Annotated in this window: 9 protein-coding genes; all 9 read right to left on the bottom strand. The window is 36.0% G+C overall.

Annotated elements, in window-relative coordinates; genetic code table 11:
• Positions 1–25: 25 nt before the first annotated feature.
• Positions 26–2155, bottom strand: coding sequence for a glycoside hydrolase family 97 protein (locus V8G61_RS14635; protein ID WP_394876640.1), 2130 nt, complete (start codon positions 2153–2155; stop codon positions 26–28).
• An 11-nt stretch (positions 2156–2166) separates the two neighbouring features.
• Positions 2167–3912, bottom strand: coding sequence for an alpha-glucosidase (locus V8G61_RS14630; RefSeq protein WP_394876639.1), 1746 nt, complete (start codon positions 3910–3912; stop codon positions 2167–2169).
• Positions 3913–3954: 42 nt separating this feature from the next.
• Positions 3955–5283 carry a vanadium-dependent haloperoxidase gene (locus V8G61_RS14625; protein WP_394876638.1) on the bottom strand — a complete coding sequence of 443 codons (1329 nt, stop codon included), beginning with the start codon at positions 5281–5283 and terminating at the stop codon, positions 3955–3957.
• A gap of 12 nt (positions 5284–5295) precedes the next feature.
• Complete coding sequence (locus tag V8G61_RS14620) at positions 5296–5643, bottom strand: hypothetical protein (protein ID WP_394876637.1); 348 nt, start codon at positions 5641–5643, stop codon at positions 5296–5298.
• A gap of 2 nt (positions 5644–5645) precedes the next feature.
• On the bottom strand, positions 5646–6434 hold the full coding sequence (locus V8G61_RS14615) for an AraC family transcriptional regulator (RefSeq protein ID WP_394876636.1): 789 nt from the start codon (positions 6432–6434) through the stop codon (positions 5646–5648).
• Positions 6435–6579: 145 nt separating this feature from the next.
• Entirely contained in the window at positions 6580–9831 is a 3252-nt protein-coding gene (locus V8G61_RS14610; protein ID WP_394876635.1) for a VCBS repeat-containing protein, read from the bottom strand.
• Positions 9824–13144: a VCBS repeat-containing protein gene (locus V8G61_RS14605; RefSeq protein ID WP_394876634.1), complete on the bottom strand. Its 3321-nt coding sequence runs from the start codon at positions 13142–13144 to the stop codon at positions 9824–9826. Before V8G61_RS14605 ends, V8G61_RS14610 begins: the two co-directional genes overlap by 8 nt.
• A gap of 252 nt (positions 13145–13396) precedes the next feature.
• On the bottom strand, positions 13397–14944 hold the full coding sequence (locus V8G61_RS14600) for a RagB/SusD family nutrient uptake outer membrane protein (protein WP_394876633.1): 1548 nt from the start codon (positions 14942–14944) through the stop codon (positions 13397–13399).
• Between the two features lie 12 nt (positions 14945–14956).
• Positions 14957–18040 (bottom strand): SusC/RagA family TonB-linked outer membrane protein, encoded by a 3084-nt coding sequence (locus V8G61_RS14595; RefSeq protein ID WP_394876632.1) that lies wholly within the window; start codon positions 18038–18040, stop codon positions 14957–14959.
• Positions 18041–18141 lie beyond the last annotated feature (101 nt).

Genomic DNA, 18141 nt, shown 5'->3' with positions numbered 1-18141 from the left:
GAAAGGTTGGTTTTTCTTTAATTAATTATTGCATAATACTAATGGCAAAACCACCACCTGGCGCCATATGAATATCAATAGTACTTTCGTTAGTAACTTCCATTTTTTCAATAGTATAACTTTGAGGATTATTATCCCAATGGGCATTAGGCCCGTCCTTATAAATCGTGGCTTGGTAGGTTTTCCCGGGCTCAAGAAAATCGAATCTAATCGATTGATCTCTAGCATTTTCATCAGTAATACCACCAACAAACCAATTTCCGGTTTCGCGTTCCTGACGTGCAATGACCACGTAGTCTCCTACTTCACCATCTAAAACATTTGATTTTTGCCAATCAACACCAACATCCGATATAAACTGGAAAGCGGGATGAATTTTCCCGTCAACCATATAGTGTTCGGGTAAATCGCAGGCCATTTGAATAGGAGAATAAATGACCACATAAAGCGCTAATTGCTGAGCCAAGGTGGTATTAACCTGATTTTCAGTTTTGTATTCGTTGAATTTAATATTGAAAACACCGGGTGTAAAATCAATTGGGCCTGATAGCATTCTCGTAAATACGATATTAGGCAAATGGTTAGGCGGATTACCTCCAAGCTTTCCCCAGGCATTAAACTCCTGACCACGTAAACCCTCTCTGGCAATAGCATTAGGGTACGTTCTGCGTTTTCCTGTAGCTTTGATCGGTTCATGAGCATTTACTGCTATTTTCATTTTGGCCGTTTCAATAAGCACCTTATGGTAGTGATTTACCATCCACTGCCCGTGGTGATATTCTCCCTCAGGAATAATCTTACCAACATATCCGGTCTTAACCGCATGGATATCATTATCTGCCATAAATGCATAAGCCTTGTCCATTTGCTTTTCATAGGTCATGGGTGCGGCAGAGGTTTCATGATGCATAATGAACTGAACACCTTTTTCCTTGGCGTAGGCCATTACTTTATCGAAATCAAAATCCGGATATGGCGTAATGAAATCGAAAACACCCTCGCGATCGTCATTGATCCATTTATCCCAACCGGTATTCCAACCTTCAACCAAAATACCTTTTATATTGTTCGCTGCGGCAAAATCAATATACTTCATGGTATTTTCAGTATTAGCCCCGTGCCGAGAAGTACCCGCTTTCCCTGTAGTGAAGGTATTCATATCCTGACTACCCTCGAGGTCCCAAGTGGATTTTCCAATATGCATTTCCCACCAAATACCGACGTATTTCATTGGTGTAAAATAGGATACATCCCCAAGCTCATTGGGCTCGTTTAAATTCAAGCTTAGTTTGGATTCAATAAGATCACCCGGTTTTTCTTCAATTTGTATGGTTCTCCATGGCGTATTGAATGGTATCGTAACTTTGGCTTTACCACCTAAGCGTTTAGAACCAACCAACTCGCTTACCATACTGAGATTCTCAACATCAACCTTCAAGGTCATCCCAGCGTAGTTAGTTAGATCTGCTTCATGAAAACTTAAATACAAGCCTTCAGCTGTTTTCATGGTTACCGGAGTATTTACAGCATTTTCAGGAATATAAGTTGATTTTAAATTTGGATTATCGCGATAGGCTATCGCATCAATTTCAGAGAATTTAGTATTGTTATACAGATGCTCATAAATGTCCCAGTCACCGGGCTGCCACCACACCTGGTGGTCACCGGAAAGTTTAAATTGTGTATTTTCATCGGTAATTAGAACCTCCTTCATATTTGGTTGTTCTGGGAATTCATATCGAAAACCTAAACCATCATCATAGACTTTAAAATGAATATTCATTTTTCGCTGTTCATCAAATTGTTCCTCTAAGTAAACGATCAATTCATTGTAATGATCTCGAACTTCAAGCTCCTCACCCCAAGGCATTTCCCAGGTGCTATCGGCACTTCCAGAAGTTGTGTTTATCACCTTAAAATTTTCCTTAAGTGAAGGCGCCGAATTCAAGTCGAAGCTAATATATGAGGTATCAATAACCGCTTTATTCTTATAATTTAACAGATACATGGGTTGCCCAGTATCTGATAAGGCGAATTCGACTTCAATATTATTATCGGGGGATTTAACAGAATAGGTATGTTCTGATTTACTACAAGCTGATAAAACAAAAAGGCTCATAACAACCAGAAGAAACCTGGTATAAAAAAGTTTCATATCTAATTAATTTAGTTAGTTTTTAATTCATAAATCACGGCTTGATACGGTTTGAGTGTCACCATATCATCGGTTTTAGCCAGACTTTCGTAATTATTTATTAATTCGTTTTGCATGTTTTTAATTTCAGGTAAAACCACGTCAGAATCATGGTCTGTGAAATTAAGGAGCACTAATAATTTTCTCTCCCCATGTGTCCGAATAAAAGCATAGGTTTCCTCATTTGCTTCGTCCAAAAGTTGATATTTCCCGTAAACCAAAATTTTATTATCGTTACGGAGTTTTACCACTTTTCTGAAATGATTTAAAACACTATTTGGATTTTCCTCTTCTTTGGCAACATTTATGTCCTCGTAATTCGGATTTACTTTTTTCCATGGTGTTCCGGTAGTAAATCCGGCATTAAGGGAATCGTTCCATTGCATTGGTGTACGCCCATTTTCTCTGGAATTATAGTTAAGTTCTATCATAAACTTATCCAGATCATCACCCCTATTCTTGGCCATTTGATACTCGCCGAGGGCGGAAACATCCACATATTCATCAATATTTGGCATGTCGATATTTGTCATTCCTAATTCATCGCCGTAATAGGTGTAAGGGGTTCCACGCATACTCATAAGAAATGTGTTCAACATTTGAGTAGATACGGTTCTGAATTCCGGGTTCGGATTACCAAAGCGATTTACCATTCTCGAATTATCATGATTCGATAAAAAGATGGATAACCAACCTTCTTCCGCAAAGGCTTTATCCCATTTGGTAAATACCTTTTTAAAGTCGGTTAGTTTAAAGCCATCAGTATTTCTTGATAAGCCTACATAATCAAAATGATAAGCCATTTGAAGTTCCTTACGATCGGCATCAACCAGATCGTGTGCATCTTGAAATGTACTTCCGGCACCCTCAGAAACACCAAACACATCATATTTACTGAACACCTGATCGTTCATTTCCCTTAAATAATCATGAATGGGAGGATTCATACCATACCATTTAGCAAAGTCCTTTTCATGACCTTTGGGCCACTCCGGAAAAGTTGTATCCTTACTGGCATACTGGAAAGCATCCATCCGGAAGCCATCCACACCTTTTTCGGCCCAGAATTTCATAATATCATAAACCTCCTGACGCACTTTTGGGTTTTCCCAATTGAGATCGGGTTGTGCATCAGAGAAATAGTGTAAGTAATAGGCATTGGTCTTTTCATCGTAGGTCCAGGCACCATCAGGATCAAAAAGACTGTGCCGAAACGGTGGCTCCCCTTTTTCAGCTGGCCACCAGTGATAATAGTCTCTGTAAGGATTATCTCTGGAACTCCGTGATTGCTTGAACCATTCATGCTCATCACTACTATGGTTCACTACCATGTCTAGAATAAACTTGATCCCATGCTCATGCATGCCATCCAGCATATTATCGAAGTCCTCCATAGTTCCGTAGCGCGGTAAAATACCACGGTAGTCCCCAACATCATAACCGTTATCTACCATTGGAGATTTAAAAAACGGATTCATCCAAACCATTTTAATATTCAGGCTTTCCAGATAATCCAGTTTTTCAATAACGCCCTTAAAATCCCCAAAACCATCACCGTCTGTATCTTTAAAGCTTTGCGGATAAATTTGATACAAAACACCTTCTTTCCACCAATTAGCCGCTTCCTCTGCCTGAGCAATTGGTTCTGCTTCCTTGACCTCTTTTTTACAGCCCAAAAGGACAAACGCAACGAACATTGCGGTGATTAGTTTTTTCATAATTGAGTTTAGTTAGTTAGCTTAATTTGTTTTCTTCTATTCTTATATCTTTAATTTTTTAGCCACATAATGCCCTAAATCCAAGCCCTGTTTCAATCCATTATCTATGGCCGCTCTGTAATGTATCCCTCCATAAAGCCTGCTTAAAGCGGCCTCTTTTGAGGCTTGATAAAAGGAGTCGAAACTTCGTATGGGTAATCCAAATTGTGTTTCTGTATCATCATTAAAATGAAAGTCAGGACCAAAAAGCTCAGTTAAAACTACTGAAGCAGCTCCCGATACCACAGAATGTCCACTGGTATATTCGGGAAATGGCGGGGTTTGTAATACGGGTAACCAATCGGGGTCAATATATTTATTGATGACGGTTTCAGGGCGGATTAAATTACTTCGATATTTTTCATCCCAGCAGCTTATGAATGCATCTGCAATGGCTAATGAGGTTTTAGTGTAGGCGTTTACGGTTTCTTCAACATTAGAATTCTCCATTTTTGTTGCAATTTTAACGATCCCTATCCAATGCGCACCCGGAGATATTTTTTTAGTTGCGAACATAAAATGCCCGCGTGTTACGGAAACAAAAGGATTACAGTCCCAAAATTGTGCTACTTGAATACCTTCAGAATCATCCCCTTCCATGGTAATATCATTTCCAACCTCGTAAACCTCCATAAGCTCTTTATAAAACTGGGAATCTTTTTCCATAGAAAACTCCGGCGGTCTTTCCGGTTTGAACTGTGAGGCCGAGTCGATTACGAAGGGCCGAATCAAATTCCAATGCGGTTCAATACCATCCATATAAGCAGGAGGCGTTGGTTGCCACCTCGAAGGGTCGTCTGTATTTACAGTGAACTTCGACATGGTTCGTGTTTGCGCATAATTATCTTTGCTCATGTATTTTTTAATAGCATCTCGAACTTCAAAAGCATAAGCCTTTGATTTTTCGAACTCATCCTCATTTACATTTTTCCAAACGGTGTATAAACTATCCTGCAAAGTTTCCATACGATCTTCAGAAAAAATAAGATCCTTGCTTAATTCCATATGGGCTATTATTGCCGATAATTCCAGATTAACATTTTGGGTAGTATCTACGGTAGGAATGGGTTCTAATTGGTTAACCTTACCTACCAAAGACTCCAGATTTGAGCTTTTTTGTGCTAAAATTTCATAAGCTGCAATATTGGGATAAGCAAAAATACGACTTGCAACCGGGGGCGAAAAGATGTCATGAATTTGAATTTCCATAACCTTGTCTACCGATTTATAAAATAATTCCGGGGAAACTTCAATATGCTTTTCAGGTGCACTACAAGCTGAAAATATGGCTAGGATAAAAACCGAAAGAAGTTTAAATTTTAATTGTTTCATTACTTTCTTTGTCTAATTATTTTGTGTTAAATTAATGACGTTATTCACATTTGAAAAGGCACTATAATTTAAGAATTTTTTCTTTAATGACGGGATTTGCTGCGTGAGCTCATCTTTAGAAGCAAAAGGAACATTCGTTCCAAAGAAATCATAAAATATGAGCTGATCGAGTTGTTCGTTATTATCAAAATCATCAACGTTTATATCTTTAAAAGTTGATGGATAGATTTGACACAAAACTACTTCTTTCCAGCAATTCGTTTTTAATTCCGAGGTATCATTATCACCGATCTCACTTTTTTTGTTAGAACCAGAAATCTGTGTTATTAGCAGTAAAATGGATAAAATTAGCTCATTCATCTTTAGTTATTATTTAGTGGCATATATATTTCGGCTTTCCACTCACGGTCGTTACCACCTTCATGTGGATCATTAAAAAATATCTCCGTAGGCAATCTTTCAATATCAATATTTTTTTGTTCAGCAAAGTCAATTATTGAAAACCAGGCACAATCAGAAATTCTATAATTACCATTAAAAATGGTTTTTAATGCCGGTTTTTCCTGTGTCATTTTAAATTTAATATCTTCCGTTGATTGATAATCTTCATTGTGTGCAACTGGAAAACAAAAATTAAAGGTCATTGAACCTTTTTCTTTATTCCATTGGCTAACTTCTACAAATGGGTGACCCATAATGGCGATATTATTGTCTTCTAAATATGTTAAAATGTAAGCGTTACTCGCCATCATTTTAGAAGCCTTTTCCCCTAGCTTTGATTCTAAACTTATGTAAGCGCAATATTGTTTTGGAATTTTTGAATTTTCCATAGGTCCAACTTTATACTCTTTACTAAGTGCATTAAGTTCCTTTTGAATTCGTTTTACAGTGGCTATCATTCTGTTGACGAAATCTGTTCTTACGAAGGGCACTTTTAATTTTTGAATAAGGCTATGATTTTTATCTTTAACATAAGCAGTTACTACTGTAACAGAATCTGTGCGCTTAATTTCCCATTCTATATTTATAATGGAATCTGAAACCTGTAATTCCTGATTCAATTTTGAATAAGGCACTGCAGAATAGGTCTTAACCATTTTATTACTTGGAGGTTCCCAATTATTCCAAGCGGCAAGGGTATTAAAAACCACACCTGTGGGATTTTTTGTTTTAAAGGTTATGTGATAATCATAACTTTTTAAAAAAAAATACCAGCTAAAAAAACACAGTAACGCAAGAAAAATAATAAATTTGATTCTTTTCACCCTAACATTTGATTGTATCCTATTTGACTGATTAACTCCGGATTTCGTAAATTTCAATTTCATCATTATTTATTGTTACTAATAGGTAGTTACGGCCTTTAAAAGTAAAACTGTTCAACCCCCTTACTACTTTTTCGTAAAAATCAATACCTAGCTGGTTCGATGTAACAACTTGACCATTGTTTTGTAAAACGGCCCCTGAAAAACTATCAAATTTTCCATGAAATGGGGAAATGCCAAAATAATTACCCGCTAATAAAATATCTGTTTTTCCATCAGCATTAAAATCATTCTCAAGCATCTCTGTAATTGGGGCCAATTGCAATTCAACGTTTTTAAATGGTTGAAATGAAAAGGCACCATTAGTATTTTCCAAATACCCTGAGGCCAATGTATTTACAGTAAGCAAATCTGCCTCATTTAAAACATCATCTCCAAAGATGTCCTCAACAGTTTGTCCTGCAAAATCCTTGTATGAAGTATATTTTTTTTTCAAATAATTTAGCTGTCCTGCCAATTCATCTAAACTAGATTGAGTATAATACTTCCCATTTTTTTCTGTTACCACAATAGTTTCAATTGATTTATTGTTATCAAAATCTCCAACATACATTTTCATGGGAAATTTATTGGTTGCTTTAAATTTTGAATTCAATCCAAAATTTCCCAATATATAATCATCGTCCCCATCATTATCAATATCAAAAGCAGCTATACTTTGCCATAATCCGTTCAACTGACCTTTTACAATTTTTGATGTCACATCCTTAAAGGTCCCGTGATTATTTAGCAAAAAAACAGGGTGCATCCACTCGCCGACAGCAATAATATCCGTTTGGCCATCCCTATTGAAATCTGTAGTAATGGCATCGGTTACCATTCCTAATTTCTCAACTAACTTTAAGGTAAAATTGTTTTTTTCATTGATAAGGAAATATGAATCTGGTAATTTCCCGAAATTCAATGCATCAACATGATTACCAACAAAAAGGTCTAAATCACCATCATTGTCAACATCAATAGCCTTAACAACAGATGCGTTTCCAAAATAGTGCGGTAGCTGTGCTTTTTCAAAATCCAAATTGCCATTATTTTGATAAAGTATATCTTGAATTGGTTTTGCTTCATTATAAAATTCACCCCCACCGGTAGCCACAAATAAATCATTTTGACCATCTTTATTAAAATCAGCTATTGTCGCGGATACATCCTCAGTTAATTTGTTTTCTTCATAAACATGGAGATCTTTTTTTATGAAACCATCATTTGTTTGAATAAATAGTTGTGATGGTTGGTTACGAGAACTACCAAAGAAAATATCCTGTTTACCATCATTGTTTAAATCGCCAATAGCTGTAGCCGGCCCGCGATCTGAAACTTGATAAGGAATTAATTTATGAAGGTTGAAATCAATAAAATTATTCTCTTTATGCCTAAAACGTAAGCCTTTTATGCTATCAACTTTGGTTAACCAAGCCCTTGTTTTTATTAATAATCTTGAATAGTCAAAAGGGAATCGCTTGCTTAATGCGGTTATTTTCAAGGTTTGATTTGTCTTAATATCTTCAACTGTTTGGAAAGTATTATCAGGCCAAATAATAGTGATTGAATCCACTTTTCTAACTGCACCATATCCGAAATGTATAACAGGTTCTGAAGATGATTGGAATCCTTTCGAATTAAACAACTGTTTGTATTGTTTTATCCCGTTATGATAGGATATGACTTTGGTGCCTATACCAAAGCTATTGCCTTTCTTATATCTCAATTTGAGTTTTAAATAATGCGCAGTCGAATCAATGTTATTCTTGTAAAAAGAAGCCGGTGTATTAATATTATTTGTGACAATATCTAAATCGCCATCATTATCAAAATCAGCATAAGCACTTCCTGTTGAAATCAAGGCCTCATTTGAAATCCAATTTCCAGATTGATCTTTAAACGATAAGTTTTTATTCCCTTCATAAATACGGTTAGCCACCGCTCCTGAAGGCATTAATTTTAAAACCTCTTTGTCTAATGAACGGGAATCTTTTAATGATTCTTTTATTTCTTCATTAGATGTAAATTTTATATAATCTAAATCATTAGGTCGTTTAGGGATTCCGTTTGAAATAAACACATCTTGTTCCCCATCTTGATTAAAATCACCAAACAAGGCTGACCAACTCCAATCAGTAGCTGACAACCCACTGAACAGAGCCATTTCAGAGAAATTTTCACCCGTATTAATCTGTAACATATTACGAGTATATTGATAGTGGTATCCTAAGTTTTTTGTTCGCAAATTTAACATATCAACCGTTTCATCACCCATTGAAGATTTTAAAACAGTTTCATCTTCAGGTGCCATATCCAAGGTTAAAATATCCGTCAGGCCATCATGATTTAAATCAGCCACATCACTTCCCATGGAGAAACGACTTGTTTTTCCAAATTCGCTCTTAAGTTTCTCAGTAAAGGTGCCATTGCCATTATTCAAATAATAATAATCATCTTCATGAAAATCATTACTGATGTATAAATCCACAAATCCATCATTATTAAAATCCTGAGTGGCAATGCCCAGTCCGTAACCATTTGCGCCACCAAAAATTCCAGCTTCTTCGCTTACATCAGTAAATGAGCCTCCATCATTTCGCAATAATTTATCCCCGCTATTTAGATCACGTTTATAACGAATATCAGCCTTACCAAAGGAATTTTGACTATGAATTGCATGATTGAGTAAGTACATATCAAGGTCGCCATCGTTATCATAATCAAAAAAGGATACTGTAGTGCTGTAATTTTTAAAACTAAGGTTATATTTTGTAGCTTGCTCCGAAAAGGTCCCGTTTCCATTATTTATGAAAAGTTCATTGGCTCCCTTCAGACCGTGAATACCTACAACCGCACAAACATAAATATCCAAAAACCCATCACCATTAACATCTGCCATTACAGTTCCGGTATTCCAGTCTGAAGCACCTTCAACACCAGCTTTATCAGTAATATCCTCAAAAACAAAATTACCTTTATTGAGATAAAGTTTGTTTTTACCCTGATTTGAAGTGAAAAACACGTCAACAAGATTATCATTATTAATATCACCTACAGCCACGCCTCCTCCGTTATAATAATATAAATAATCTAAAATGTTCAGGGAGTCTGTTGGTCTCAAAGTATTTTGAAAATCAACTCCGGTATGTTTTTTATCTACAATGGATAATAAATAATCCTGCTTGGCACGGCTGCACGCAATCGTTAAAAAAAACAATATCAGAGCGACCTTTTTATTCATTTACTTTAAATATTCTTGGTTTATTGTTATTGATACCGACGATTAAATATTTTCTATCAGACTTATCTCTAAACCAGTCTATAACTTTTACTTCGCCTACAACCTTAAATCCAGTGCTTGTTTGAGTTTTGAAATTTCCTTTCGCATCTCCAAACAACACCAATCCTTCATTGGCATCTAAGCGGGAAAACTGAGGTTTAAAGCCAAAATCGTTTCCTCCCACGATGAGATCAAGATTACCATCTTCATTGATATCCTGACATTCAATATCACATATACAAGAAAACTGAGCTTCAGCCGGTAATTGCTTTATTGTGAAATTACCATTGCCATTATTATAAGCTATATAACTCGAAAATGTCGTGACCTCTTTTACTTTAGAAGCATCAAGAACACTTTTTGAAAAAAGCTCGTCAATTGATTTCGTGGCATATTCACTAAACTTTAAATTTTGTTTTTTAAGCGATACGATTTGACCGGTGAGTTCTTTTTTTAAATGAATTGGAACATCTTTTCCATTGATGGTTCTTGTGAAAATCTGTTCAATAGTGCCATTGGCATCAAAATCGTTAATGTACATTTTAGCAGGATGTTCTTTATCCGCTTCATAAATTGAATTTAAACCACGATTTCCCAAAATAAGGTCCATATCGCCATCATGATCCAAATCTTTCGCTTCTACCGTATTATACCAGCCGGGATAATCACTTAAGCTTGTAGCATATTCTTCTAATTGTGCTCCTGTATTCTTAAATATTTTAGGAGACATCCATTGTCCAACCACAATTAAATCCTTTATTTTATCACCATCAATATCCTGCCAAATGGCATCTGAGGACATTCCTATTGATTTTGTTTTAGGCGCCTTTTCATTGGTGACATTAGTAAAATTGCCTTTACCATCGTTTTCCAGAAGGGCATTTTGTGGGGTCATACCATAAGTTCCTACAACACTTAAACTGGAAACAAATAAATCAACATCCCCGTCACCATCAAAATCATGAGGAGCAATAGAAGAAATATTTGTATTGGTTCTCATTAAAATTTTATAATCGCTAAATTTTCCATTTCCATCGTTAACATAAGCTCTTACACCTGTTCTTGCGCCATGAAAATTACCCCCTGACCCAACAACCAAATCCAAATCGTTATCATTATCAATATCAATAAAAATTGCGCAGGTATCTTCAAAAAAAGCTTCAGTAGTAAAACTTGAAGGTGTTAGTTCACCACTTTTTTTCTGAAGGTACAATTGTCCTGTTTGATTATTGGCGCCACCTATAAAAACGTCGTCATTTCCATCAATATCAATATCGCCTATGGCTATTGCAGGCCCTTCTCTTGAAAGCATTTTAGGAATGAGACCTTCATAATTGAAATCTATATAGATGTCTTCTTTATGAGGTTTTATAGCACTTTCAACTTCAATAAAGTATTTTTTGGGGACTTTAACTTTATTTGGTTCATATTTATCCTTAGCATCTTGCATTTTAAACACCACAGATTGATTAGCTTTTGTCGCACCAATATGCTGTATGTTTTTATTAGGCCAAATGACCTTTATTGAATCTGCTTGTTTAGCGGTTCCTAATCCAAATGTCATGGTGTATTCAATAGATGATTGAAACCCACGAGAGGGTATTAATTCTTGACGAAGTGTTTTTCCATTTACAAACAATTCAACAATACTTCCTACAGCGAAGGTATTTGGTTTTTCGCCTTTTAAATAAACCTTTAAGTAGTTTTTATTTGAATTGTTTTCGTATACAAATAGTGGCATATTCAAATTATTGACAATGAGGTCAAGATCGCCATCATTATCCAGATCGCCGTAAGCAGCACCATTTGAAAAACTGGGATGGCTAAAACCCCATTGTTTTGTTTCATTAGTGAATGTTAAATCGCGATTATTTCTATAAGCATAGTTAACCACCGGCGTGGATGGCATAATATTTATAATTGAATCCTGAGAAGTCTTAACTCCCGAAATAGCCATTTTTTGATACATTTCATTGGCAAAAAATTCAATAAAATCCTGATTCGTTAAGTCTTTATAAATACCATTGCAAACATAAATATCTTTGTAACCATCATTATCCATATCAAAAAGCAAGGCACCCCATGACCAATCCGTCTCCGCCACCCCACTGTAAAATGCAATTTCTGAAAATGTATTGTCTCCATTATTCAACTGCATTGTATTCTGCATGTATTGATTATAAAAGTCTTTCCCTTTTTTAAGCTGAAAGATATCATATCCATCAAAATTACTGGTGTTTTTAAGTCGGGCATCTCCTTCTGGGAGCATGTCAGTAACAAAAATTTCCGGTTGACCATCGTTGTTGATATCGGCCATGTCTGCGCCCATAGATGACATGCTTAAATGGCCCATGCGATTCTTTATATCTTCCGTAAAAGTCCCATCGCCATTATTGATATATAAATAATCGCGTTCATAAAAATCATTTGAAACATATATATCTGGCAACAAATCATTGTTAACATCACCCACGGTAACTCCCAGACCAAACCCTATTAAACTGCCATAAATCCCGGCTTCTTCGCTTACATCTGTAAATTTACCATTGTCATTTCGCAATAACTTATCTCCACCTCCTTTAAACATTTCAGGCACATCCCAGTTATTACCTCTTAAATCTCTTTTGTTGGAATATCCCAAACTATTAACTGGAATAAAACTATTATTCAAAATATAGGCATCAAGATCGCCATCTTGATCATAGTCAAAAAAAGCTGCATGGGTAGTAAAACCGCTATCAGCCAAATTATATTCTTCTGCATTTTCCGTAAAAGTCAAATCGCCATTGTTGATAAACAGTTCATTTTTTTGAAGATCTTCTTTTGAATTTCCGGCATTACATACATAAATATCTAAAAAACCATCACCATTTATATCAACCATAACAACTCCAGTAGACCATGACTTACTACCACCAGCATTTGAACTTTGTGTGATATCTTCAAATTTAAAGTTACCTTTATTGAGATATATTTTATTTTTGGTTCGATTCGCGGTTAAATAAACATCAGGCAAACCATCATTGTTAATATCCCCAATAGCAACGCCTCCGCCATTATAAAAATTCCGATACTTAAAAATATTAAAATCCTTTTCGTTCTCGACCTTGTTTATAAAGTGAATTCCTGTTTCACTTGTGTCCTTTAAGGTGAATAAGGTATTTTCAAGTTCTTTATCGATGGTTTCCTGCTGTTTATTTGATTCACATGAACTAAAACAAAAAGCAATAACTAAAACTATTAATAATTTGATTTGTTGCGATGGTATTTTCATTTCGCTATCATTAAAGGGTATAATTATGATTTAATTTAGACTAGAAAGTTATTAATAATTTCATTGAAATTTTGTTCCAAATTAAAGATATTCGAATTGTGATATTATCGAAAATTCATTTAAAATTATGGTATAGTTGCTTTTTAAAAACATTCACACGTAACATTTTCAAGAGTTCAAGTCTGATATAAACAAACAAAGAGGATGTATTTTAAAATATCCTCTTTGTTTAAACAATCAAATTTTAAGTTATTAATATCCTGGATTCTGAACTAAATTAGGATTAGATAAAATTGCATTTGTAGGTATCGGGAATAAACTTCTAGTTTCATCCGTACTTTCTTTAAGTTCCCAAGGTGTCGCAAATTTGTTAAAACGAATTAAATCCATTCGTCTCACATGCTCATCGTATAATTCCCTTCCTCGTTCAGCCAGCATATCATCTTCAGTAACACTTCCAAGTGGTTGTGCCTTTCTTAAGACTCTTAAATCATTTACCATTTGAGTAACGTCATCACCACTACGCATCATGGCCTCAGCTTTCATCAAATAGGCGTCAGCATATCTAAAAAGAAGAACAGGAGCTGAAAATGCACCATTTGCAGGTGAATATTTCAACACTCGGATACCGGTAACATCACTATTACCTACCAATCCAGGTAACTCTCTGGTGAAAATTAGCTTTTTACCTCCTCTAGCATCTAATTCTTGACCAGCGGCATTATACTGTTGCCCTATTAAGAATCCATATCCAAAACCATTATTATCAGAATTGGCTGTAGTAGCATCAGGCACCCAACCTCTGCGTTCTTCTTGACCATCACCCACATAATTAGAATTTGGATTACCTTCGAAAGAATCATAAAAAGCAGCTAAGGTTGTAAAACCATTCCAACCACCACCAGGGTTATCAGGATGACCTTGACTATAATGCAAACCTTTCCACATTCTACTGCCCTGACCGGCATTACAATAAAAAATTCTTTCACTACTTTCTGCATCTGCGTCAAACATTTCAAAGTAACCATCATTCAATTGAAAACCTTCACTTGTAATAGCATCAACTGCTGCGATTACCCCGGGCATATCGCTTGCTTCTGGACTTGTGCCTCCTCTATAGATACCAGCATTCAACAATACTCTGGCTTTTAAAAAATAGGCCGCAGCTTTACTTGCCCTATTTGTTGCTCCCAAAGGACCTACTGAAGGTAGATCTGGAAGAGCAGCATCTAAATCATCTAAAATGGCTGTTAAAGCTTCGGTACCTGATAGTACTTTTGGGTTAACTTCTGGCCCTTCATCTACTTCCCTAAATGGCACTTGACCGAAGTTATCCAATATCTGCCACATAGCATAGGCTCTTATAAACTTTGCTTCGGCAATTTGTTGAGCTGAGGACCCACTTCTCGAATCAATAATCTCATTACAGTTATATGCCATTTGATTAAATGAGTTCCAAGTATCTAATATGAATTTATGTCCTGCAGTCCAACTATGAAGGTGCAAAGTTCTCCAAATACCATTATCTCCCCAATCCGTCCCACGAGTAGGAACCAAATATTCATCGGAAGATACTTCTGATAAGGCATACACGTTTTCTTGCGTGCCGTAAATTCCATTGAATTGATTATAAACGTTGTTCAAGGAACCTGCGGGATCTTCAACACCCGTAAATCCTCCTCCACTATCTTTCGATATTATTGAGTCATCTGCGATCAATTCCAAATCTGTACAAGATGACATCATTACTAAAGCTATTAAGCTAAAAAGTAAATTTAAATTAATTGATATTTTTTTCATTTTTCTGTTTTTTTAAAATTTAGCATTAAGCCCAAACGTAATTGTTATTGGTCGAGGATACGATACATAATCAATTCCTGCCGTAGGAAGATTATTTAATGTACCCTGCGCTTGAGTGCTAACCTCAGGATCTGGCCCACTATACGGTGTAATAACGAAAAGATTTTGACCCGTTAAAGACAAACGCAATATTTTCAGAAAAGAATCTTCTTTTAGGTCAAAATCGTATCCTAAAGTTAAATTTTGCAAACGAATAAAATCACCGCTTTCTAAAAATCTTGTTGATACTGCGGCTTCAGCATTTCCACCTTCACCCGAAGTTAATACATCAGGAGTTACATTACGTCCTCCTGCAATAGCACCTGCTGTAAAGAATGCATTTCTGGTATTGTTATAAATATAACCTCCAAATTGACCTGCAAAATAAGCCGATAAACTCCAATTCTTATAATTTGCATATGTAGAAAAGCCAGCTGTAATATCCGGCAAAGCAGATTTACCAACGAAGTCTTGAATATCTCCTATAGGCTGACCATTAGCATCAAATCCCTGGAAATCTCTCAAAAAATACGAGAACAATGGATATCCGCCTGCAAGCATTTGTGCAAAAGCATTTGACAATCCCTGGCCATAAATAGTCCCAGCTTGGATTTGACCTGCAAAATTTTGTAATTCGTTTTTATTATAAGAAATGTTAAAACTAGCATCCCAAGTTAAATCTTCCTGCTGTAAAATACCGTAATTCAATGAAAATTCGATACCCTGATTCAACACAGTTGCATCTAAATTTCTAAAGTAAAAAGGTTGAGGAGATGGTTGCGCCGCTGTAACAGACAGTAGTAAATCATTAGTTTCTTTTCTGTATAAATCAATACTACCTGTTAAACGTTCATTCGCAAAACCAAAATCAAGTCCAATACCGTAGGATGTGGTTTGCTCCCATTTTAAATCTGGATTTGCAAAAGCAACTGCCGTCAAACCAGGAACATTTATGTTTCCTCCATTTTCAATATTAGGCGCTCCGTAACGTTCTCTACGCAAATAACTTCCATAACCTAAACCATCTTGATTACCTGTAATACCGGCACTAAGACGTAGTTTAAGAGTAGAGAATAAGTCTCCCATAAAATCTTCTTCATTAATTTTCCATGCGAAAGCTCCAGAAGGAAAATATCCATATTGATTATTTGAACTAAAACGAGAAGAACCATCGGCTCTAACAGTCGCAGTGAATAAATATTTATCGGCAATAGTATAGTTAACCCTCGCAAAAAAGGATTGGATTTCATCTGTAGTGTCAAAGAAATCTCCATAAATACTTGTGACTCCCAAATTAGCAGGTGCCGTTAAATTATCTGTAACTGGTGTTGGAAATAATCTATTTATAAAGTTACCATTTGGTGCTATCCCATATTGCTGATAACTACCGCTAATATTTGATTCAATCAAGTCAGCTGATTGTCTAATAACATCCCACATAGCACTAGGGTCTTCAACACTGCCAAAACCACGGGCTAAAACATTTTTCCCACTTTTTCTAAAATCTTGAAATGAATATCCAACCAAGGCATCTAGTTTAGAATTAGAAAAGTCTTTTTTGTAGTTAACGGTAAGTTCTAATAAGTGATTAAGATTATCTACAGTTCCTAAAAAGCCTCTACCTACTCCGAAAATATCATCAGCAATATTTCTGGCAAGACCACTACCTGCAATGTATCTATCCGAATTAGATTGATCATAACCCAAGTTGAGTTTTGCTGTTAATTCAGGAGTAACTTTATATTCAGCAAACCCATTTAGTAGAATTCTATCTGTGTTTGTTTTATTTTTAACATAATTTGCAAACGCCGCAGGACTTGCCAAACCTCCAGGGTCTGAAAAGGTAGGATCTGTTGGCCAGGTTGGATTTGCAGAATAAGCAGAACCTAATAAATCACCTCGATATCCAGCACTGGAACTTAAACCAGGTCCTTTGTTATTTTCTCTCGAGTAGGTGGTTTGAATCCCAATTTTAAGCTTATCATCAAAAAAGCGATGCTCGGCATTAATACGACCTGTAATTCTTTCTAAGCCCGAACCAATAATAACACCTTCTTGATCGCTATAGCTAAAAGTGGCTCGCACTGAACCCTTCTCAAAACTATTGCTATAAGCTAAATTATTATTGAAGGAAATTGGTGATCTAAAAATATAATCCTGCCAATCTGTATCTGAACCTGCATCAGCCGTGACTGCATCACCCCCAAATTGGGTTACAGCACTTAAAAATTGCTCTCTACCTAATAAAGTATATCTGTTTGCAACAGAGGCGGAACTTGCTGAAGCCGAATACTCCCAGGATTCTCCAATTGCCCCTCGTCCAGTTTTAGTAGTAATAATAACCACGCCATTGGCACCTCGGGACCCATAAATAGCTGTTGAAGAAGCATCTTTTAAAACACTTATACTTGCGATATCATTTGGATTTATAAAGTTTAATGGGTTTGAAGCTCCCTTCGATCCAAATCCTATATCTTGAGCACCGGCCGATGTATCATCACCAGCAAGAGGCACACCATCCACAACGAACAAAGGGTTATTGTTAGAACGTATCGAGGCTGTACCCCTAATACGTACAGAAATTCCCGCTCCGGGTTCACCACTTGATTGAGTAATTTGAATTCCGGCAGTTTTACCTTGAATCAATTGTTCGGGCGACGAAATAATACCTTTGTTAAAATCTTCTGCCTGTACAGATGACACTGCTCCTGTAGCATCTTTAACAGTTGTTTGCCCATATCCGATAACCACAATTTCGCTAAGTAGCGCAGCATCTTCTGCCATAGTTACATTAACGGTACCCCCTGAAACAGTGACTTCCTGTGTTTTGTAACCGATGTAGGAAAACACAAGCACGTCTCCATTGGTGGCACCAATTTCAAAATTCCCATCAAAGTCGGTTACAGTACCAACCGATGTTCCTTTTACTAATACGTTTACTCCTGGTAATGGTCCGGAGGCGTCGGAAACAGTTCCTGTTACCGTCTGAGCATAAATAAAGCTTCCAAGCAATAATGCCAAAGGAAGCAAAAGCTTCTTTAGTAATTTGTTTTTCATATTGAGTTTAGTTAGTAATTAATAAATAATTAAGAATATTTATCGGTGATTGTTAAAATACTGTTAATTACAAAACGAATTTAATTGTCTTATTTTGTAAT

This window comes from Gaetbulibacter sp. M240 (genome assembly GCF_043876815.1).
GTDB lineage: Bacteria > Bacteroidota > Bacteroidia > Flavobacteriales > Flavobacteriaceae > Gaetbulibacter_A.
Note: the sequence above shows the minus strand (reverse complement) of the source record. Positions and strands in the feature narration are given on the sequence as shown.

Coding starts and splice junctions, on each gene's coding strand:
- V8G61_RS14635 (WP_394876640.1), bottom strand. CDS start 2,155: ATGAAACTTTTTTATACCAGGTTTCTTCTGGTTGTTATGAGCCTTTTT.
- V8G61_RS14630 (WP_394876639.1), bottom strand. CDS start 3,912: ATGAAAAAACTAATCACCGCAATGTTCGTTGCGTTTGTCCTTTTGGGC.
- V8G61_RS14625 (WP_394876638.1), bottom strand. CDS start 5,283: ATGAAACAATTAAAATTTAAACTTCTTTCGGTTTTTATCCTAGCCATA.
- V8G61_RS14620 (WP_394876637.1), bottom strand. CDS start 5,643: ATGAATGAGCTAATTTTATCCATTTTACTGCTAATAACACAGATTTCT.
- V8G61_RS14610 (WP_394876635.1), bottom strand. CDS start 9,831: ATGAATAAAAAGGTCGCTCTGATATTGTTTTTTTTAACGATTGCGTGC.
- V8G61_RS14605 (WP_394876634.1), bottom strand. CDS start 13,144: ATGAAAATACCATCGCAACAAATCAAATTATTAATAGTTTTAGTTATT.
- V8G61_RS14600 (WP_394876633.1), bottom strand. CDS start 14,944: ATGAAAAAAATATCAATTAATTTAAATTTACTTTTTAGCTTAATAGCT.
- V8G61_RS14595 (WP_394876632.1), bottom strand. CDS start 18,040: ATGAAAAACAAATTACTAAAGAAGCTTTTGCTTCCTTTGGCATTATTG.